At 50.1% G+C, this 21975-nt stretch carries 14 protein-coding genes; 6 read left to right on the top strand and 8 right to left on the bottom strand.

The window, feature by feature from the left end; genetic code table 11:
• Positions 1-1140 carry a signal peptidase I gene (gene lepB / locus G499_RS0104785; protein WP_081413643.1) on the top strand — a complete coding sequence of 380 codons (1140 nt, stop codon included), beginning with the start codon at positions 1-3 and terminating at the stop codon, positions 1138-1140.
• A gap of 468 nt (positions 1141-1608) precedes the next feature.
• Here lepB and G499_RS0104775 read toward each other — a convergent pair whose 3' ends face one another.
• The 4 genes from G499_RS0104775 to tilS all read right to left on the bottom strand — a co-directional run bounded on the left by G499_RS0104775 (position 1609) and on the right by tilS (position 5219).
• Entirely contained in the window at positions 1609-2439 is an 831-nt protein-coding gene (locus G499_RS0104775; RefSeq protein ID WP_026999000.1) for an SDR family oxidoreductase, read from the bottom strand.
• Between the two features lie 170 nt (positions 2440-2609).
• On the bottom strand, positions 2610-3254 hold the full coding sequence (locus G499_RS0104770) for a hypothetical protein (RefSeq protein WP_026998999.1): 645 nt from the start codon (positions 3252-3254) through the stop codon (positions 2610-2612).
• Positions 3255-3342: 88 nt separating this feature from the next.
• Positions 3343-3879, bottom strand: coding sequence for a cyclic nucleotide-binding domain-containing protein (locus tag G499_RS18755; RefSeq protein WP_035726564.1), 537 nt, complete (start codon positions 3877-3879; stop codon positions 3343-3345).
• On the bottom strand, positions 3876-5219 hold the full coding sequence (gene tilS, locus G499_RS0104760; protein ID WP_026998998.1) for a tRNA lysidine(34) synthetase TilS: 1344 nt from the start codon (positions 5217-5219) through the stop codon (positions 3876-3878). Before tilS ends, G499_RS18755 begins: the two co-directional genes overlap by 4 nt.
• A 159-nt stretch (positions 5220-5378) precedes the next feature.
• On the opposite strand from tilS, the gene G499_RS18750 reads away from it, so the two are divergent.
• The 5 genes from G499_RS18750 to porU2 all read left to right on the top strand — a co-directional run bounded on the left by G499_RS18750 (position 5379) and on the right by porU2 (position 15726).
• The gene (locus tag G499_RS18750; protein ID WP_051295913.1) at positions 5379-6956 is read left to right on the top strand and encodes an OstA-like protein; all 1578 of its coding nucleotides are present in this window, start codon (positions 5379-5381) and stop codon (positions 6954-6956) included.
• A 157-nt stretch (positions 6957-7113) separates the two neighbouring features.
• Complete coding sequence (locus tag G499_RS20910; protein ID WP_051295912.1) at positions 7114-7575, top strand: T9SS type A sorting domain-containing protein; 462 nt, start codon at positions 7114-7116, stop codon at positions 7573-7575.
• Positions 7576-7718: 143 nt separating this feature from the next.
• Positions 7719-9473 (top strand): gliding motility-associated ABC transporter substrate-binding protein GldG, encoded by a 1755-nt coding sequence (gene gldG / locus G499_RS0104745; protein ID WP_026998997.1) that lies wholly within the window; start codon positions 7719-7721, stop codon positions 9471-9473.
• Between the two features lie 112 nt (positions 9474-9585).
• Positions 9586-10674, top strand: a complete 1089-nt coding sequence (locus G499_RS0104740; protein ID WP_051295911.1) for a putative type IX sorting system protein PorV2 — start codon at positions 9586-9588, stop codon at positions 10672-10674.
• Between the two features lie 48 nt (positions 10675-10722).
• Positions 10723-15726, top strand: coding sequence for a putative type IX secretion system sortase PorU2 (gene porU2, locus G499_RS0104735; RefSeq protein ID WP_026998995.1), 5004 nt, complete (start codon positions 10723-10725; stop codon positions 15724-15726).
• Positions 15727-15754: 28 nt separating this feature from the next.
• Here porU2 and G499_RS0104730 read toward each other — a convergent pair whose 3' ends face one another.
• From G499_RS0104730 to G499_RS0104715, 4 genes are read right to left on the bottom strand one after another with little or no spacing between them, the layout of a single operon-like run.
• Positions 15755-16507 (bottom strand): LytR/AlgR family response regulator transcription factor, encoded by a 753-nt coding sequence (locus G499_RS0104730; protein WP_026998994.1) that lies wholly within the window; start codon positions 16505-16507, stop codon positions 15755-15757.
• A gap of 14 nt (positions 16508-16521) precedes the next feature.
• A complete protein-coding gene (locus G499_RS18740) occupies positions 16522-19470 on the bottom strand; it encodes a sensor histidine kinase (protein ID WP_161627695.1) in 2949 nt (982 codons plus the stop codon).
• Positions 19471-19495: 25 nt separating this feature from the next.
• Positions 19496-21616, bottom strand: a complete 2121-nt coding sequence (locus G499_RS0104720) for a M43 family zinc metalloprotease (protein ID WP_026998993.1) — start codon at positions 21614-21616, stop codon at positions 19496-19498.
• Positions 21603-21854: a NifU family protein gene (locus G499_RS0104715; protein WP_026998992.1), complete on the bottom strand. Its 252-nt coding sequence runs from the start codon at positions 21852-21854 to the stop codon at positions 21603-21605. Before G499_RS0104715 ends, G499_RS0104720 begins: the two co-directional genes overlap by 14 nt.
• Between the last annotated feature and the right edge of the window lie 121 nt (positions 21855-21975).

Below are 21975 nucleotides of genomic sequence, written 5' to 3'. Positions count from 1 at the left end.
ATGAACAACGACCCGTCTCATTTCGCATCTATGACCGATGGCGCTTCTCTGCCCACTACCCCACGCCGCAAACGCCGCCGTGCTGTTTTGCGTGATTGGCTGCGGCTTTTATTCCTGACGCTATTTTTGCTATTATTGACCAACTGGCTGTTGTTCAAGATGTTCAGCATTCCTACTCCTTCTATGGAAAACACCTTGCTAGTAGGAGACTTCCTGATAGTTAGCAAGCTACACTATGGGGCGCGTACACCTCATACGCCTTTACGTGTGCCGTTTGTTCATCAAAAATTCTTCGGTTGGCCGTCTTATTATGAAGGAATCCAACTGCCCTCGTGGCGCTTGCCCGGCCTGACGGGCGTACGTCGTGGTGATGTAGTGGTGTTCAATTTCCCGCCTGACGAAGAAAACGGCAAACACTACCCTCCCGACCTCAAAACACATTATATCAAGCGCTGTGTGGCCATTGCCGGCGATACACTCGAAATCAAAGCGATGCGTTTGTATGTCAACCAAGTTATACAAAACGACGCACAGACACTCCAACATCGTTACCGTATCCATACCGAACATATCATTGAGCCGGCTACTTTTGCTGCGCTAGGCATTGTCAACTATGAGGCACAACAAGGCGGTTACACAGTCTATGCTACCGGCCCACAGGTGGATAAACTAGCGCAGCTTAGCTTTGTGCGTGAGGCAACTCTAGACAAAAAATCTGCCGACCAAATGGATACAGACATCTATCCCTCACACCCAGAGTTCCCTTGGAACAGCGACAATTTCGGCCCCTTGGTCATCCCCAAAAAAGGAATGACAATGCAGCTGACACGGCGCAATCTCTTGCTGTATGCCAAGTTAATTATGGCTTATGAAGGCCATACACAGATAGAAGTACGCAATGAGCGCCTCTACATTCAGGGGCAGTGGGTCAAACGGTATACTTTCAAGCAAGATTACTTTTTTATGTTGGGCGATAATTGGCACAACTCTTACGATTCCCGCTTTTGGGGGCTGGTGCCTCACGACCACATCGTGGGCAAGGCCATAACAGTCTGCTTTTCTGTAGCCCCCCAAAATAGCCAAAGCACCTTCGTATTGCCCCACATCCGTTGGAATCGGTTTTTCAAAGCCATTCGTTGAGCCACACACCCAATCGAAATTGGGTATGCCCTCAATTTTTGGCTCTTCTGTGGTTTAGCGCTTGTTTATACGCAATCAAAAATGGTTTGGGAAATGTTCCGCTGAAAATCCTTGAGCGTCAAGAAAATCAAATCCTGTGAATCCTCAACTCTTGTGAATCTTGGTATAAATTTTCGGTGCGGCATTCAAAACAGATGATTTTTCTGCTGTTACTAGGCAAAAAGCAGTGTTTTGGTATCGATGAAGCGCATTTTAAAAAGTCCTTAGGCGCTAGTCGTTTGCGCCAAAGTCCAGAAGAGCCTCACACCACTAGACATTTTTGGAAAAGTAGCTCAGCGTTCCGGCTTCGAGACAAGCTGAAGCCTCATTTTGGGGTAAAATGAAACTCAGCCCACAGTTTTAACTCTAGGTTTTGAAAATGTCCAGTGGCGTGGAAGAGCCTCAAAACAACACGCATTAGCCAAGGGATTATCCTACGGGTTGTTGTTTGAGCTTTGCCTGCTGTTTGCGTCCTTTGCTAGAAAGGTGCTTGGCCAGCCAACCCATTCCCAAACTTGGATACCACCCGCTCAACTTGGCCAATATGCCTCTGGCTCTTGGGTAAATCACTTCTAGTTTCTTCTTTTCCAGTGCTTGTTTGATGATTGTCTGACCTACTTGGGCAACGCTCAAGGGCTTATTGCCAGAGAAAGACATCACGGCCTCTTCATAATCGAGTTGGGTAGTGAGCATTCCCGTTTGAGCCAAATCAGGACATACAACCGATACCCACACTCCGTGGGCGCGCAGCTCTTGCGCTACTGACAAAGTGAAGCCTCGCACGCCAAACTTGGCTGCAGCATACAGATTCAACCCTGCTACAGGTGTAATGCCAGCCAAAGAAGCAATATTGATGATTTGCCCTTGGCCACGCTGCGCCATATATTCGGCAGCAGCCTTAGTGCCATAGATTACCCCTTTGAGATTGATGTCAATATGAAAATCGACGCTTTCCCAAGGTGCTTGATGAATATACCCGGGTTTGATTACACCTGCGTTGTTGATTAATACATCTAGGTGTCCAAGGTCTGACAAGATTTCTGAAAGATGGCTTTGCCATTGTTCGGCATTGCGCACATCTTGTATCAGCGTCAACAAACGTTGCGCTTCTTTTCCTTGAGCGAGCGCCTGCAAGCCTTGGCTATCGAGGTCTGTGGCTACAATACAGTGCCCTTGGCCGTATAGTGTTTCGGCCAGATACCGGCCAAAGCCGTTGGCCGCGCCGGTAATCCAGATGGTTTTGGGGTGATTTTGAGACATATAAGTAGGTAGTTTTGGTGTAAAGCTAAAGATTTAGCGCTACTGTATCAAGAGCCTACCCGCCTCAATATTCTTTTTTTCAAGCATTTATATCAACTCCCCTTGATTTACGAGGGTTTTCTGTGCACACACTGCCCAAATTAATTTTGATTGGGGGAATATCATCACCACTACCGGATTTCTCCTACACGCCGCATATAGCCCCTCAGTAGGTCGTCTTTGCGGTGTAGCAGTTCTTCATAAGCAGCAAGTTTTTTGCGATAATAATGTACCGACTCTGTGGTGTGAAACTGCGCGTAGTAGGCCTGACTAAGCTGCTGTCGGTCGGAGTTTAGGCGTTGGTGTGCCTCTTTGAGCGCTTCATAATCTTCTCCCAGCTCTCTAAAAGCGGCCATACGCAACTCCAACTCGTGGCGGATAGAGTCGACATAAGCCAACTGTTGGGTTTTGAACTGCTCAAAATCGTGTTGTTGCAATTCGATTTTGCTTTCTTGTTTTTGGAGCAGTTGGCGGTGTTGTTGGAGCTGCCAAGAGGTATATAGGCTCATCCAGATGCCGGCACCGGCCATACATCCCAATACGATTACCCGGTATTTGCTCCAGCACTGTAGCGCTTGTTCGCGCCAAGGTCTCTGTGTTACCTCGGTCGTGGGAATATTGTCGGCCAGCTTTTGTGCCACCCTGTGGGGCTCAGGCAATACCGCCAGCCCAGCCCCTGAAGATGACTGTGAGGCAGCCTCAAAACGAGCTTGATTTTCGAGTAGTCGCTGTAAGATCAGCTGTTTTTGTTTTTCATTCAAAGGAGCAGTAGCCATAACAGCTTAGGAATAATTAGAATGAGGAGCCAGGAACTTGTCTTTAAACGGCTGCAAATTTCATACAAGCTTGCGCGTTGTACTCAAATTATTCACCATAAGTAATCCGATTGGCGATATCTTTGAGGTCAAAAAAGCCAAAGGTATTGCGGTATGATTGTAACAGCCCGGCAGAATTATCATAATAAATACGCGCTAGTGCTTCGGTCATTTTGTAACGAATACTGACCTCGCGCTCAAAGATATTGAGAATATTGACCTGCGGAATCACCACCAAATCACAGGCTTCGGACGCTACCACGGCAGTATGTAGGCGGCGGGTCTTGGGCAGGAGCGCATTGCTACCTACTGTGGCCGGGGCATATACTTGGGCAAAAGTTTCAAACCGACTGCCAATATCGACCTTGAGCGATACTGTCCCTTTTTGGATGATATAAATCGCCTGACTGGGGTCGTTGCGAAAAAAGATGACTTCGTCTTTGATGTATGAGCGCTGATATAAATGTGGCAAAAAGCGGGCGAGCTCCTTGCGCGATAGGTTGCTGAAGAGCCTGCTGCCACTCAAAAACTCAAACATTTTCAGTTCTTCTTCGGTATAGCTTTTGGCAAATGGGTTCCAGCTCATTTTGTAGGTATATATTTGATTTCCAGTATTTTATCAGCTTTATTATCGACAGCCCAGCGGCGGTCGGCGCGCAACCCGAGCAACCACAAGGGTTGGCCTTGGGCAGTGGCTAACAAGTATACGTATTTTTTCAATAAAAGCGGCACTTTGTGATTGATGAGTATATCGCTTATTTTTTGGCTACCCTTCAGCCCATAGGGATACAAACGCTCACCAGCCTGCCAAGGACGCAAAACCAAGGGCCAATCCAGCTTTTGAGCATCTAGGTAGAGGCTGGTGGGGGGTGGTTTGGGGGGGATTTGCTCGACAAAATCGGCCTCAAGGCAGCCAAAACCCAACTGGATAGGGAAGCTTTCCGGGCTTTGGATTTCGATAGTGGGCAGCGTCTGGTCTGTTAGGGGGCAAAGGATAAAATGTGTCCGGTCTTTGAGCAGTTGGTGTGTTGTGGAGGCAAATACTTTGCCTGCCTGCGCTGTTGTTGTCGCCCACACCTGCTGTATTTGTGCATACGAAAAACCATAGGGGGCTAAAATTTCGCATAAGATATTTTTGGGTGCAGGGTGGTTTTGGAGTGCCTCTATGGCCACATACTTGCCGTGTGGCAGCGTCAGACAGTGTTGGGCTTCAAAAACCTCTCGCTCTCGCTGTAGGAGCAGGGTCAGCTCCTGCCAGCGGTCAGCGCTGCGAGCCAAGGTTTGTTCGAGATTGGGATTCAGCTCTCGCATCGCCGGCAATACCTTGTGCCTGACCCAGTTGCGTTTATATTTCACCTCTACATTGGAAGCATCCTCTCTCCATTGTAAGCCCTGGGTTTGGGCATAGGCCAATAGCTCGGCTTTGCCAAAAGGCAGAAGAGGGCGCAGGCGTGTCCCCTTGGAGCCGATGCCCTGTAGCCCGGCGATGCCCGTGCCACGCACCAAGTTCAGCACCAAGGTTTCGGCCATATCGTCGCGGTGGTGGGCAGTCATAAGCCCATCCCAGCCTTCGGCCAAAAGCTCCGCAAACCATTCGTAACGCAAGGATCGGGCAGCCATCTGGACAGAGCAGCGGTATGCCTGCATATAGGCCGCCGTATCGACAGCGCGGGTATACCAAGGCCAGCCATAGCTAGCTGCCAGCGCCTCCACCAGCGCTTGGTCTTGGTCAGAGGCTTGGCCACGCAGCTGGAAGTTCATATGTGCAATTCCAAACTGCCAATCGGGGTGTTTTGCCTGCCAATGTGCGCACAAGTGGGCCAGTGTTACGGAGTCTACCCCTCCGCTGACAGCCAGCAGCCAGCGCTTGCCGGGCAGCCCCCGCTGCCAAAGTTCGTGTAGATGTGCTGAAAAAGCGGTGAGCATCAGTTTTTTGCTTAATTTTGCAGCCTTTGCCCCGAGAGGCAATGATTTAACAACTTTTAAGAATATTTTCCACCCCAATTTGCGTTAGGGCTAGAGGTATGTCAAGTACATCTAGGTGGGTCAAATCTAGGTGTCAGTTTTCCAAAAATAAACAGCGTTTTGAAACATTATATCGTCATTGCATTTTTATTGGCAGGGCTGTGTATGAGCAGCCTACAAGCCCAAAACATAGAGCAACTCGAAATCATTCGGGCCGATGAGTTGGCCGGCGGGGTTATTAACCAAGTAGAGACCCGTATTTTGCGGGGCAATGTCATTGTCAAACACAAAGGGATGACCCTCTACTGCGATTCTGCCTACCAATACCTACAGTCCAACACCATTGATGTCTTTGGGCACGCCAAGCTCATCAATGCCGATGGCGCTACAGTTACCAGCCAGAAGATGTTCTATGATGGTAACAGCCGCCTAGCCAAAGCTATTCAGAATGTGGTTTTGGTAGACCAAGGCAAAACCCTCACTACTGACGAGCTAGACTACGATATGGTCGGCAAAATTGTGCAATATTATGCCGGCGGCAAAATAGTTGACCCCGAAAACGTCCTCACTAGCCAAACTGGTACTTATGATGTCAATAGTAAGATTTATTATTTTACCCGCGATGTCGTACTGGTCAGCAAAAAAGATGGAGAGCGTATCGAAACCGATGACCTCAAGTACAATACCGTTAGTAATATGGCCTATTTTACAGGCCCAACCAAGATTACGACCAAGGACGGTGCTATCCTAACAGCCACCCAAGGGACTTATAACACCAAGACCAAGATTGCCAACTTCAAGGGCCGCCCCCAAGTAGAAGACAAAAAATACATCCTCATAGGAGACTCTTTGCACTATGATGACCTCAAAGAAGAGGGCTTTGCTACTGGCGATACCTGGCTGTTCTCCAAAGAAGATAGTGTGATTGTAGAAGGAGATGTGAGCCAATTCTGGGGAAAAGAAGGCCGAAGCCTAGTATATGGCAATTGTTTAATGAAACAGATATCAGATGGTGATACGCTTTATCTAAAATCTGATACGCTTTTCTCAATGAATAATGATGAAACCGAAGAAAAGTACCTCCTCGCCTACCCCAAAGTCCGCATTTATCGCAATGATATGCAGGGTATCTGCGACTCGCTGGTATACAACCGCGCTGACTCTATGCTTTACTTTTATCGGCAGCCCATTTTATGGAACGAAAAACGACAAATGAGTGCCGATAGCATCCAGCTCCAAATGGCCAATGGCAAGGTCTCTAGGGTGTATCTCAAACAACGCTCTTTTGTCATCACACAAGATACCTTGCTCAACTTCAACCAGCTGAAAGGTAAGTACATTACCTCTTATTTGGAGGACAACAAAATCCGGCAAATTCACGTAGAGGGGAATAGCGAAAGTTTGTACTTTCTGCTCGGTGACGGGGACTCGACTCTCAAAGCTATTGACAAGGCGCTTTGCGCACGCAGTGTCTTTTTGTTTGAAGAAGTGCTCAAAGCAGATAGCACCTTAGAAAACAAACTCAAATATGTCAAACGCTACAATGAGATAGAAGCCAAAATCATTCCCCCACACGAAATAGAGCCTCCACTCCGAAAGCTCAAAGATTTTCGCTGGGTAGAAGCCGATAGACCCAAGAGACTGGAAATGATTTATAGGATAACGCCCAGCTTGGCCGCAGGCCGAACAGACCCCTAAGGAGAAAGTTATACACTTTGAATATTTTGATAAAATTTTGGATAATTCACACAATTAACAAAAGATAACACAATTTGTCTGGTTATATAGTTGTATTATGAGAAATTTGTACTTATATTAACTACTAAAACAAACCAATTGAACGCTGAAAATACGTATGCACAAACACTACTACTTCATTATCAGTCTGTTGCTGGTGTGCCTCACCGCCAGACTCTCAGCCGAAGTGCTAGGCTCACCGGCTGTGGTAACGCTCTCTGAGCAAATATCGCGTCTGGATGAAGCACCTCCGACAGAGATAGAGCTACATCAAACCAATACCTATCGCCTACAAGCCTTGGCCGAGGTGTTTTTTGAAAATGAGCAGCTCAAGGTATATACCGCCTACCCTAACCCTGCCAGTAACTTGGCGACCATCGACTATACGATGCTCCAACCTATTGATGCCAAGGTAACGGTCTCTAATGTGTTGGGTAGCGCTATTGGCGAATTTGAGCTATCGCTTGGCTCACACGCCATCCGCATTCCCACCAATCAATACATTGCCGGCGTATACTTCTACACGCTCTCTATCAATGGCAAAATAATGGTTACTAAAAAACTGATAGTAAAACACTAACAGCCCTATTTTCAGCGTTCAACTGTTTGTGAGCCACTCCTTGTTGAGGAGTGGTTTTTTAGTTTTTGGGGCAAGATACCTTGGCCGAATAAGAGACAATTGGTATTTTTGACCACCCACTACACCCTAGCAACTCGGATTTTATGGCAGCATTTGCTTCTTGGCCCCAAGCCCGCCGTCAAGGGCTACGATTTGGCATACTCTTGATTGGATTGTTATTACTGAATTTTTTTGGGCAACAGTATTTTACCCGTATTGACTTGACCGAAGACGGGCGCTACTCTATTTCTCCGGCTACCCAACGGCTGTTGAGCGAACTGGAGGGCGAATTGACCATCAAAGTATATCTGGAGGGGAAGTTTCCGCCGGGCTTCAAACGCCTACAAACTACTGTCAAAGAAACACTAGACGAATTTCAACGCTATGCCGGCAACCGCCTCAAGGTGCGCTACATCGACCCTAGCCAAGCCAATAACGAGGAAGAACGTAAACAAAACTACTTGCAGCTGGTGCAAAAAGGCATCAACCCTACCAATATTTTTGCGAACGAAGACGGCAAACGAGTCGAAAAACTCATTTTCCCGGGCGCAGTACTGAGCTATACCCCTCCTATCGATAAAGACACCAACCAATACGAGGCCACAACCTTGCTTTTTCGTACTATAGACCAACGGATGCCCAACGCACCCAGCCCCGACGAAATCCTGAATCAGTCTATTGAAAACGTAGAATACCATCTCGCTTCAGCCATCCAGCGCTTGGTGATGGATGAAGAGAAACGCAAAAATATCGGCTTCTTACAAGGCCACGGCGAAGCCCCAGACATCCGCTTGGCAGATTTGCTGACAACCTTGAGCCAAACCTACAATGTCTTCAAAGTAGACCTGCCCCAACAGTCTTCGCTGGAAGGCTTAGACGCTATCGTCATTGCCAAACCCGATACGGCCTATAGCGACAAAGAGAAATACAAGATAGACCAGTACATCATGAGCGGGGGCAAAGCTCTGTTTTTCCTCGATGCTGTGGGGGTGTATATGGACAGTGTCTTGCGCGACAAAGGTTCGTTTACCTTCCCCTACGACCACAACCTAACCGATATGCTCTTCAAGTATGGTGTATACCTAGAGCCTAAGCTAATCAAGGACTTGAACGCCGGCTTTATCCCGATGGTAACCGGCAATATGGGCGACCAAACCCAAGTGCAGCCCATCCCTTGGCACTACTACCCCTTGGTCAATACCTTTGCGCCACACCCCATCGTGCGCAACTTAGATGCGGTGTATACCAAGTTTGTTACCAAGATAGATACTGTCAAGGCTGTAGGCATCCGCAAAACACCGTTGATGTTTACTTCTAGGTATTCGGCCTTGCGCGGTACGCCGGCCTTCATCACCTTCAATGAGGCTCGGGTAGAGCCTAACCCTGCGCAGTTTAGCGCCGGGCCACAACCCATTGCCTACCTGCTCGAAGGGCGCTTCACCTCTCTATTCAAAAATCGCATTACGCCTCAAGACCCACGACGAGCCAGCTTCAGAGAGCAGGGCCAACCCACCAAGGTTCTGGTCTGTACAGATGGCGACCTCATCCAGAATGATATCACCATAGACAAAGCCAGCGGCAAACCCCAGCCACTCCCCTTGGGCTTTGATCGTTACTCGCGGCGTACTTTTGCCAACAAAGAGTTTGTGGTCAATGCTATTGACTATATGCTCGACGAAGAGGGTGTGATTTCGGCTCGCGCCAAAGAGGTCATCTTGCGCCCGCTCGACAAAGTCAAACTCAAAGAAGAACGCCTCTACTGGCAAACACTCAATATGGGCTTGCCCGTTTTGTTGCTCTGGATATTTGGCGGAGTTTGGTTTTTGGCACGCCGCCGTATGTATGCACGCCAAGGCTAAATACAACCTTGCCTAAAAGGGGCTGAGGTTACTATTTTGCCCCAATTCCCATCAATCAACAAACCGGCTATCCCTCTTGTTGGGGTGAAATAATTCCAACCTTACAACGCTGATGATTCATACAGATTTTCGCTCTCTGTTACGTGTTTGGTTTTGGGCTTTCTATGTTGTGGCTCCTTTGGGAACAATATGGGCACAAAGCACGCCCAAGTTTAGCAACGAGTTTCTCAACATCGGAGTCAGTGCTCGGGCGATGGGAATGGGCAATGCCCAAAGCGCGATTGCTGACGATGCGACGGCAGGCTATTGGAACCCTGCCAACCTTGTCAGGATACAAGACCAATACAGCATCTCGCTGATGCACGCCGAGTATTTTGCCGGTATTGCACAATATGACTATGCAGGCTTTGCCACCCCTATTGACGAAAATAGCGCCTTGGGTATTTCATTGATTCGTTTTGGGGTAGATGACATCCCCGACACCCGATTCCTCTACGATGCTAATGGGCAGCTCAACTACAACAATATCCGCTTCTTCTCGGCGGCAGACTATGCTTTTCTTATCTCATATGCCCGCAAAATTCCTAAGGTAAAAGGGCTTTCTGTGGGGACAAACCTCAAGATTGTCTACCGAAACGTAGGTGATTTTGCCAATGCCTGGGGCTTTGGCCTGGATGCCGGGGCACAGTATGTGCGCAATGGCTGGCGCTTAGGGTTAATGGTACGTGATATTACCACTACCTTCAATATGTGGACGCATAACACGGCCTTGCTCTTTGACATATTTGCCCAAACAGGCAATATCATTCCCCAAAATTCTATCGAAATCACCTTACCCAAAGCCATTATTGGCATTGGGCATCAGTTTGAGATTAAAGAAAAATTCCAACTCATTGCCGCCCTTGATGCCGTGATGACCTTCGACGGGCAGCGCAATGTGGCCTTTGGCAGCCGAGTGGTGTCGCTCGACCCTCACTTAGGGATAGAGATGAACTACGCCCAACGGGTATATCTGAGAGGCGGAGTGTTTAATTTTCAGACCATCAAAGATTTCGATGGGAGTACCTACCGCACCTTTCAGCCTAACTTTGGCGTAGGGATACGCCTAGGGCGCTTTGGAATAGATTATGCGCTGACAGATGTCGGCAATGTGTCGGATGCGCTGTATTCGCACGTATTTTCGGTAAAAGTAGGATTTTGAGACTAGCGCTCAAGCCAAGGACTTGTACAAAACCTTTGGAGATAGACTATGAAACTTTTTTGGAATCAAAATATTGTTGACCGCCAGTATTGGCTCAACACGGTACTCTGCCTAGGGCTGTTGTGGGGAATGGGGCTACAAGCGCAAAACTTTGGCAATGAGTGGATTCAACAAGGGCAGCCCTACTACAAAATCAGTACGGCACAAACAGGAATGCACCGTGTCGGTTTTGCAGAATTACAAAACGCAGGACTAGCCTCAGGAGCACCCTTAGGGCAACTGCAGCTCTTTCATCGAGGACAGGAAGCCGCTATTCGGATTGAAGACAACAACAATAACGGTTTTTTTGATAGTGGCGATTTCTTGATTTTTTATGGGCAACGCAATGATGGCACACAAGATCGTCAGCTCTATCTACAGCCACAGTTTCAATCAAACCCTCGCTATAATCTTTTTTCGGATACCACCGCCTACTTCCTCACTACCCAAACCGCCGCTATCGGTAAGCGCATCGAAAGCTACGCCCCACCCGCCGCCGGGGCTGCCGAAGCCTATCATTTGGCCGAAGGCCTGACCATCTACAACAGCCGCTGGCATCCGGGGCAGCGCTATCAAGAGGGTACACAAAACGAGATTTTCTTGTCTGAGTTTGATCGTGGCGAGGGCTTTATGTCTAACAATGCTACCGCCAGCACCACTTTTCAAGTACCTATCAGCGCTGCGCTTACCAGTGTGGGCGTAGATGCGCGCATCGAAATACTGCTGGTTCGCACCTCTACAGCCGATGCCAATACGAGCATCGCCATAGGCAGTAACCCCGCCTCCCTGACCACTGTAGCCGGGCGCTATATTCCCAATGTAGAGGGCAATGCCTTGGTGAGTTTCAATGTCCCTGTCAGCAGTATCAATGCCAGCGGTACTGTCCACGTAAGGGTTACACCTACCTTAGGCACTGTAGCCGTAGCCTACCTCTTGGTGCGCTATCCGCAGACGGTCGATATGGGAGCGGCTGCGTCTAAAACCTTTATTACCAGAGCTGCCAGCACCGACCTAAGCCTACAGATTCAAAACCCTGCGGCCAACACCCTTCTTTTTGACATCACAGACCCGCTCAATATCCGGCAACTCCCTATTACATCGAGCAGCCCTACGCTCAATACCGTGGTAACCAACACCAGTGTAGAACGACGTATTTTGGCTTGGAGTGCCAATACCTATCTCAGTCCTACAAGGGTAGAAGCAGTGCAATTTAGCTTTTTTGACCCCACCGCCCACGACTACCTAATCGTAACACACCCGCGCCTGCGCAGGCCTGTAGCTGGGGTGCCTGATGCCGTACAGGCTTATGCCGATTATCGTGCTAGCGCAGCAGGCGGGAGCTACCGACCTTTGGTGATGAATATACAACAACTTGTTGACCAGTTTAACTATGGAGAACGAAGCCCTTTGGCTATCCGCAACTGGGTTCGGTATCTGTACCAACAAGGTAGTCCGCGCTTTTTATTGCTTATTGGCAATGCTATCAGCCTCCCTGATTTTAGCTTTTCGAGCAGTGTCCGTACTAATCCGGCTATCTGGGCACAAGATTTAGTACCTACAGGAGGGTTTCCTCCTTCAGATGTGGTATTCAGCACACGTATTGACCCTGCCCACCCTCATACTCCGGTAGTGGCTACAGGACGTATCAGCACCAATAACCCCCAAGATGTGCTCAATTATCTCGATAAAGTACGGGAGTTTGAAACTACAGGAGGGGACTTCTGGCAAAACAATGTGCTACACCTCAGCGGCGGGCGCACTACCACGGAGTACTCGCTTTTTAGGGCCTATGTTGATTTGTTCAAGCAAATCGCCGAACAAGGCCTCTATGCCATTCGTGTCAAAACAATCAGCAAACGTACGGCCACCGAGGTAGAATTTATAGACATTTCGCAGGAGGTCAATGACGGTGTAGGCTTAATCACTTTCTTTGGGCACTCCAGCCGCGACTTTACAGACATCGAGATTGGTTTTGCTTCCAATGATGTCTTGGGTTATCGCAACAAAGGCAAGTACCCTTTTATGTTGGCCAATGGCTGCCAATTGGCCAGTATTTTCTATGGGGGCAATGTCTCCCTCTCGCAAGATTGGCTCTTCACCCGCGACAGGGGCGCAATAGGTTTCCTAGCACACTCCTATATCGGGTTTACTTTCCCGCTTCGCAATTACTCCAACTTCTTCTATATCAACGCCTTTCTGGAAAGCTTCAATGCCGGCCAACCCATTGGCGTTATTTTGCAAAATGTGGCTCGCCGGTATAGCAATACCACTGATCAGTTGCTTATTTCCAATGCCCAACAAATGCTCTATCAGGGAGACCCTGCGGTGCAGTTTCGCGCCGGCAACCTCCCCGACTATGCCACCCAAGATAATTGGGTATCGGCCATTACTTTTGACGGCAGCCCGCTCACAGCACAAGCAGACTCCTTTCAGCTCCGGGTGGTTGTTACCAACCGAGGTACCCGCAGCACCCAAGACCTCAACCTTCGGGTGCGGCGTACCTTTCCCAGCGGAACAGTGCGCACTTACGTCAGCTCGCTGCCCTACCCACCTGTCGACAGCCGCGACACCCTGTACTTTACCCTACGCAACGATCCTGAGTTGAACAGCTTTGGTCTCAATCGTTTTGAAGTACGGATAGACCCTGATGATACTATCGAAGAGATTACCAAGAACAATAATACCGGTATTCTGGAGCTGAATATCCCCGGGATAGGGGTGCGTGCTTTGCTTCCCCCAGAGTTCAGTATTGTCAATCAAAATATGGTGCGGCTGATTGTTACGCCCAACCAAGTGCCGGATCCCACGCGGCAGTTTACGATAGAGCTAGACACCTCGCCCAGCTTTAACAGCCCCAACAAGCGCAGCACAACCCTGCCGGCTTCTACCACAGGTATTTGGGAGGTGCCGCTCTCAGGCGCAGACAGTACCGTCTATTACTGGCGCAGCAACTTTGCCGATGTGGTCAACAATCCCGGCAGTATCTGGAGCGAAAGCTCTTTCACCTATATTCCGGGTAGCGCCGAAGGCTGGACACAGCGGCAGTTTGCCCAATTTCGCAAAAGCATCATAGAGTCTTTACAGCCCAACGAGGTTGCCCAACGTTATGATTTCCAAGGCAGTCAGACACTTATCAGTGCCAGTACTTTTGGCAGTACCAGTGGCGGAAATGTTAGTACCGACTTGAGTGTTTTGTGGAATAATTTTGCCCTCACCTTCGCCAATCGTTGCGGAGGAGATGCCATCTTGGCCGTAGCCTTTAGGCAAAATACACTCCAGCCCTACTTGGTATTCCCGGTGAGCTTCTGTGGCCGCGAGCCATCAGTCATCAATCGCTATACCAATACGCAAATACAAGGGGGCGAGCTTGCTACTTATATCGATGCTGTTCCTGCCGGAGATTATATCCTGCTGGTAGCGGTGGGCAATATCCAGTTTAGTAGCTGGACGGCAGCGATGCGTACCAAACTACAAGAAATAGGCGCAAATCCCACCTTGGTCAACACCCTACAAAGCGGGCATCCGTATATCATTTTTGGACAAAAAGGCGCAGCCTTGGGTACAGCAGAAGAAAGCCTCCCTATTACTTTTGCCAACCCTACCGGCGACCGAATCAGTCTGCACAAAGAAATTGTACAGTCTGTGAATGAAGGTGTGTTGATTTCCTCCCCCATAGGCCCTGCGCGCAGCTGGCAGTCGCTCCAACACCGTATTGAGGCCGAACCCACCGACACATATACCCTCAGCTTGATAGGTGAAGATTTACAAGGTACGCCTACGGTCTTGATTCCGAACCTCAACAACAGCCCCAGTCTTGATATCAGCAATATCAACGCGGTAACTTATCCCTTCCTGCGTTTTAGGCTCGAAATGCGCGATGCGGTTAATTTTACTCCAGTACAGGTGCGCAATTGGCTGGTGCTTTATGAGGGAGTGCCTGAGGGTTTTTTAAACCTCGATGCCGTAGGGCGCGAAACCTACCAATTGGCTGAACAACCTGAGGGCAGCCGATTTACCCTGCCCTTTGTGTTTGAAAACTTGACCCCACTCAATTTTACAGACTCGTTGTTGGTGCGCTTCAGCACACGTAACCTAAACAATGGGCAAATTACGGTAGAAGAAGTCAAGCTTGCTCCCTTGGCCGGAAACGCCTCTGTATCTTTTGAAATAACCATCGACACCCGTGGGCGAGTGGGCAATAACGAACTAACGGTATTTGTCAACCCAAGACTACAACCAGAGCTAAACTACGACAACAACATCGCTGTGGTGCCCTTTGTCGTACGCCGCGACAACACACACCCGCTCTTGGAGGTTGCTTTTGATGGCCGCACTATCCTCGATGGGGAGATTGTATCGCCGCAGCCCTTGATTTCGGTGCGTATTAGAGACGAAAACGCTTTTCTGGCCTTTCAGGACACTACACACCTACAAGTGTCGCTCCGACGCAACTGCCCAGATTGTAGCTTTGAGCGCATCTACTTCGGAGACCCTGCAGCACGTTGGTCTATTACCGAAGGCAACAATCCCCAACTTAATTTTGAATATAAACCTAGCACCCCCCTCGAAGATGGGGTCTATACCCTAAAAGCTCAAGGCACGGATGTTTCGGGTAATTTATCGGGAAGCAATGATTACCTCATCAATTTTGAGGTGGTCAATGAGTCTACCATTACCCACTTTTACCCTTATCCTAACCCTTTTTCTACCAGTACAAGGTTTGTGTTTACGCTAACGGGGCAAGAAGTACCCCAACGCCTCAAAATTCAGATTATGACCATCAGCGGCAAGGTGGTGCGTGAGATTACCCAAGACGAAATAGGGCCTATCCGCATTGGCAACAACCTCACGGAGTATGCGTGGGATGGCCGCGACGAGTTTGGTGATATTTTAGCCAATGGGGTTTATCTATACCGTGTGTTGATAGAAGGAGGCGAAAACTACAGCCAGCGCGCTACTGCCGGCGATCGCGCGTTCAAGCGGGGCTTTGGCAAACTCTACATCTTGAGGTAGTACTAGCCATCGGTCTTACTGGGCTGCCTTAGCGTTGGTTGGCATAGCGCTGCAAGAACTCTTCTTTTTTCTCACGTGAGAGGCTGACGCTGTCGCCGTTGTCCATCACGATATAACCACCGTCTTGGCGGACATACTGCTTAATGCGCCGTAAATTGATGAGGTATGAGCGGTGCGCTCTGAAAAACACCGTCGTTGGCAGCATTTCTTCAAAAGATTTGACATTGCGCGAAATCAGCAGGGGCGCTCTGTCTTGGAGTATAATCTTGGTATAGGCTCCTTCGGCCATCAGGTAGATGATGTCCTGCACATCTACAAAAAGCAAGCCCTCAGCCACAGGCAAGGCAATGCGCTCCAAGGGCTGCTGTGGGGTAGCTGCCTCGCGCAGTAACTGTAGTTGTTCGGCAGACTGGCGGGGGGAGGTGTGGAGTTTCTCAACGGCCTTGCAAAGTAACTCTATTTGAATGGGCTTGAGCAGATAATCTACTGCTGATACTTGAAAGGCACGCAAAGCGTGCTCCTGATAGGCTGTTGTAAAAATAACCTGAAAATTGACCTCCTCAAAAAAGTCTAACAACTGAAACCCGTCATAGCCAGGCATTTCTACATCCAAAAAAACTACATCCGGACTGTGTTTATAAATGGCTTTCACTGCCGTTGGCACATCTACACAACTCTCTACGACGGTTACTTGTGGGCAATATTCTTGGAGTAGCTGGGCAAGGATGTTACGGGCTTTGGCTTCATCGTCTACAATGAGCGCTTTGAGGGTATTGGTCATCGGCTGTTGGTATTTCAGTTTTGAGAAGGGAGTGGAATATACAGTACGACCTTGGTACCCGAAGGTTGCCCTTGGGCATCGTGCAGGTCGTCGATGTACGCAAAGATATTCCTTTTGCGTTTGTGGTTGAGCAGTTCGAGGCGCTTTTGGATGGCTCCGGTAGCAAAAGAGCGGTGCTCGGGGCGCTTGCGTGTGCGGATGACCGCCGCTTGTTCGCGCCCGATGCCATTGTCTTCCACCTCACAACAGAGGTATGCCGCCTCTATATAAAACCGCAGCCACAGCCTGCGCTGACCACTCTGATGGAGCAGGCCGTGCTTGAGTGCATTCTCCACATAGGGCTGTAGCAACATAGGCGGCAGGCTCAAATCGGTGGGGATAATGTCAGGAGCTACCTCGATTTGGTAAACTAGGCTATCTTCAAAGCGCAGGGCTTCGAGCGAAAGGTATAGCTGGAGCAAGTTCAGTTCTTCTTCGAGACTGACCTCCTCGTGTTTGGACATTTCGAGCGTCAGCCGCATTAAATCGGCAAACTGCCCTAGGTAGCGGTTGGCTTGCAGCTTGTCATTGGTCAGGATAAACTCTTGGATAGAGTTGAGGGCATTGAAAATAAAATGGGGGTTCATCTGCGCACGTAGCGAAGACAGCTGCGAGCTTCGGAAGTCCTGCTCGATGCGGTTGCGGCGCTCTATCCGTGCCAAATACCAACGCAAGGCCAAGCCAAAGACCAACAAAGCCAAAAACCCTGTCAGGGAGATAAACCACCATTTTTGCCATAGTGGTGGGTTGATGTTAAAATTGATGAGGGCTGTTACGTGGCTCTCCACCCCATCTTCGTTGATGGCACGCACCTGCAAAATGTACTGGCCAGGGGGCAGCGAAGGATAGCGGCAGAAGTTGGTCTTGCTGTCGGTATAAATCCATTGCTCGCTCAAGCCCAAAAGCCTGTACTGATACCGAAAGTCGCCCCTGCTGCGCAAAGCCAAGCCCTGAAAATCAACCCTGATGTTGTTTTGGTCGTAGGGCAGGCGATACTCGTTTTGTAAGGGCACAATTTGCTCATTAACACTGACTTGGGTAATGTAGATAGGCGGCGCGGCTAGGTTACGGCCTAGACTGAGGGTATCTATTTGGGTCAGCCCCTTAGAGGTAGCCACCCAAACATAGGAGTCTTGTAGGTAGATGGTGTTGATTTCTTGCCCAATCAGCCCGTCTGTACGGTTGATGAGCAGGTAATCGCCCGTAGCAGGCTGATAGCGCACCAACCCCCGGTCAGTGCCTATCCAAAGATACTGGCGGTCAGCGGTGAGGGTGCGGCAAAAATTGCTGACCAGCCCCTTGGTTTGTTCAAAATGGTGTATTACCCTACCTTCGCGTATACCCATCAGGCCTTGGGTCATTGTGCCGACCCACAGCGTGCCGTCAGGCGCTTTGCAGAGCGCATAGGCAAAGATGTCTTGGTTTTTGTATCGTATTTTCTGAGCCTTGCCCTGTGCATCATAATGAAAGAGCCCATCGATATACCCAATCCAAGCCTCCTCGCTGAGGGTGTCTGCCCACGCTGTACGCGCCCGCACATTTCTCAATACGATATAATTACGGTTAGGGTCGGTATAGCGCGCTTGGGTAACCCCTTCGTAGCGCTGCCGATAAGTCCCGTGTTTGGGTTTTTGGCTCAAATCCGACGGGTGCATATTGACCCAATAGCTCAGGTAGCCCCCGGCCACGAGCAAGTTTTGATTACGTGCCATCGACAAAGTTTTGGGCGCATATCCCACCACTTCGGGCAATTCTTGTTGGCCTACAATGTCCCAAGTATGAAGGTTGATTTGGGCTGTCAGCAGGCGCTTTGTAGGGGCATCGTAATACAAATCGTGAACAGACATCCCCTTCTGGCGGCTTTTGAGCTGATAGAGAACCGTGCGAGTCTTGGGATTGAGCAAAGAAATGAGCCCTTGCGTGTCGCCCACAAAAAGCTGCCCGTGCTCGTCGGCAGCCAAGGCCGTTACGCGGTCGTTGGGCAGGGCGGAATTTTGCTGGGTATAGTGCAGCCAATTGATGACTGGCGAGACAAATACGCCGTTTTCGAGCGTAGCCACCCACAGATTGCCCTCTCGATCTTCCATCACATCGGCGATGGTCATCCCGGGGAGCAGGTTCAGCGCGGGTTGGTGTAAGGGGCGCAACTGGGCATCGAAGGCCATTAACCCGTTGTCAGTACAAATCCACCAATTGCCACGGCGGTCGTGGCGGGGGTAAATCAGGTTGTCTTGGGCTTGGTAGACCGTCTGGACTTTGCCGCTGTCTTGATACTCTTGTATGCGATTGCCTGTACGGTCTATCAAGTACAATTTATTGCGATAGCGGTAACTACTCTGAAAGCTTAGGCCATTGAGGGGAATTACACGGCCACCTTTTTGAAGCATTGCGGCCTGAAGGTCATTCGCCCAATAGCTGGCAATCAAGTCGCCCTCATTGGTTACGGCAAAACTATTGATAGGGGTGGGGTTGTTTGCGTCGGCTTGTGGGAGGGGAATCTGGTGTGTTTCCCACGTCTGGAGGTTGGGTTGATAGCAGTATACTTTGTCGGCGGCAAGCCAAATATGCTCCCTATGGTCAATAAAGTATTGGCTAAACCCACGCAAGGCCACTTCGGGCGGGGTTTTGACCTCGTGTACTACTTCATTGAGCACATAGAACAACTGGCCGGAGAAATTGTGAAACCAAATACGGTAGTGCTGGTCTTCGTACAGGCCTGTGATGGGAATGGCCTTGGCTCCGGGGATGTTGTAGTACCGAAAGCGACTGCCATCATAGCGACACAAACCGCCCTCGGTAGCCATCCAAATATAGCCCTTGGCATCTTGCAAAAGGCTGTAAACCGTAGCGCTGGGCAGGCCGTCTTCGTCCGTCAAGCGCCAAAAGGGTAACTGCTGGGCACAAAGTACCTGTGTCCCTGCCAATGCCAATGCTCCAAAGAGACAAATACTAATGTACCAAAATCTTGTGTGTTTCTTCAAAATGGTCTCCTGAAACGCGGACGAAATAAATACCCTTGAGATGGGCAGGAAGCTGTAGGGAGTTTACCGTTTCGGGCAATACCTCCGGAAACTTATACTTGGCCACCACACGGCCTTGGGTATCAAAGATATGTATTTTTATGGTTTGTGCCTCGTATAGATGGTATCCCACATAAAAAAAGCCACTGTTGGGGTTGGGGTAAATGCGTGCGTGGGAGCTTTGATTTTGGGGCTGTGTCAGGCGTACTTGGGTCAGAAAAAGGTTGTTGCCCAAATCGTTACGCCCTACAAAGGCGATTTTGAGGTGGGGAAGGTGCTGCCAAGGGCTGAGGTCTAGGCGGATGCGCCGCCATTGGCCGGGGGCAGTCGGAAACCAAGCACCCGACTGCTTGGGGGCTGTTTGGAGCCGATGGCCTTTGGCACTAAAAAGCAAGGTATCGAAGCTGCTTCCACAGTCCGTAGAGAGCCATACGGCCAGCTCGTCGGCTCCGGTGTTGCGGGGTGCGTAAGCATAGTCAAACTGCAAGCTCGCCCCTTGGCCAGCTAAATACAACGGCGGGCTGATAAGCCAATCTAATTGCCCACGGGCAGCATAGTTGAAAAAAGGGAGCTGCATCGCTTGTGAGGGCAAGGTCTCTATGGGCGGGAGTGGGTAGGGTGTCCAAGTCAGTGACACATCGGGGTTGCGGATTTCCCAAGGAGGGTCGAAGGGGAAAGCACCTTCAAAGTTGGCCACGAAGGGCAGGGACTGTACTGCCTCGATACGAAATGATTGCCGGATGCCGTCATTGGCAGGGTTGGCATCGGCTTGGCCATTGGGAGCAGTACTGCTGATGTCGATATGGTAGCTGCCCGGGGGCAAGTCTACAAAGGGCAGCTCAATCGTGGTTTGGGCGAGGGTGTTCAGCTGCCCTACCCAAGTATAGCGGTATAGTTCCTGCCCCTGTATCCGGACGATGAGTGTGGCTCTGAGCAAGGGAATGCGGCTATAATTGCGCAGGCGTACTACTGGTCGGATGCGTTGCTCGCAGGTATTGGTTTGGAGGGAGACGATTTGGCCTACACCTGCATCTAGCTCGTCGGTGATGGGTGGCGATAGGCCGGGCGAATTGCGCAGGGTCTTGCGGCGGGGGCTGTGTGTCAAGACGGTCTGCATACGCTGGGCTTGGCATTGGGTAAAAATACGCATACAGGCATCGTGGGTGTAGTCCATGTAGTTTTCAAACATTTCGGGCACGGTACTACAGAGGGTGCGGCCTTGGGTGGGGCATCCGGTGGTAGGGCCAAAGGCCGGCGGGGTATCATCGCAAAAATCGCTGCCGTCGCAATTGCTCAGGTCGCCCCAAGTGTGGCGCAGGCCGAGGTAATGGCCGACTTCGTGGGTAGTCGTGCGGCCAAGGTTGAAGGGGGGGCTGTCGGTGATGCCAAAGTAACGATGGTTGATGATGAGACCGTCAGTGAGTGGATTTTGGGCTTGGGCACTCAGCCCGCCGAGGTCGCTCTCCGGAAAGGAGGCTAGGCCAAGGAAGCCGTCTAGCTCACAGACCCAAATGTTGAGGTAGTCTTCGCTGTTCCAATAGCTCAGCTGACTGAGGGTGGGCCAATCCTGCCGCCGCCACAGGCTGCGCTGGCCATTGATACGCACAATGCCGCTAGTGGCTTCGCCCTGCGGATCTTGTTGTGCCAATACAAATCGGATGCGGGTATCGGCTCCGGCGGGGTGGGTGTTGAACCCATTGGTATTGGGGTGGCGGCCAAAGTCTTCGTTGAGGACACGGATTTGGGAGAGGATACGCTCGTCAGAGAGGTTGCTGCCCGTCCCGATGGCTTCGCCCCGATGGATGATGTGTACCACTACGGGGATTTGCCACAGCAGGCTGTCGTCTTGGCGAGGCTGGTAAGTACGGCGCTCTTGTAGCCACTGGTCAAAGGCATAGGGAGCGGCGGGAGTGCCACACCGCTGCCAAGCAGCCACCGTATCGGCAGGGGTTTGGGCAAAGGCTGTGGCATAGCAAAAAAGCAATACCCGAAGTATTACCGCTCCGGGTACAAAAAATAGCTGCGCTCGGGAGCTATTATGGAGCCACATTAATTGCCTCTACTGCGGTAACTTCAGGGACAGCCTTGCGGATGGACTCTTCGATGCCTGCACGCATAGTCATCTTGGACATAGGGCAGGAACCACAAGAGCCGAGCAGCTCTAGCATCACCTTTCCTTCGGGTGTTACTTCGAGCACTTTTACATCTCCACCGTCGGCTTTGAGGTAAGGCCTGATGGTGTCGAGAGCGGTTTCTACGCGCTGATGGAGTTCTAATTGTTCGGTCATAATGGGTGATGTGAGGTTTTATAGGCGTATCAACCCTTTTTCAGGATTGGCAAATAACCACGTTGAGTACAAACTGGCACAGGCTGCGGCCTAGGAAACAGTCGTGCGTAAGCGGCTTAGG

The organism is Eisenibacter elegans DSM 3317 (genome assembly GCF_000430505.1).
Classification (GTDB): Bacteria; Bacteroidota; Bacteroidia; order Cytophagales; family Microscillaceae; genus Eisenibacter; species Eisenibacter elegans.
Note: the sequence above shows the minus strand (reverse complement) of the source record. Positions and strands in the feature narration are given on the sequence as shown.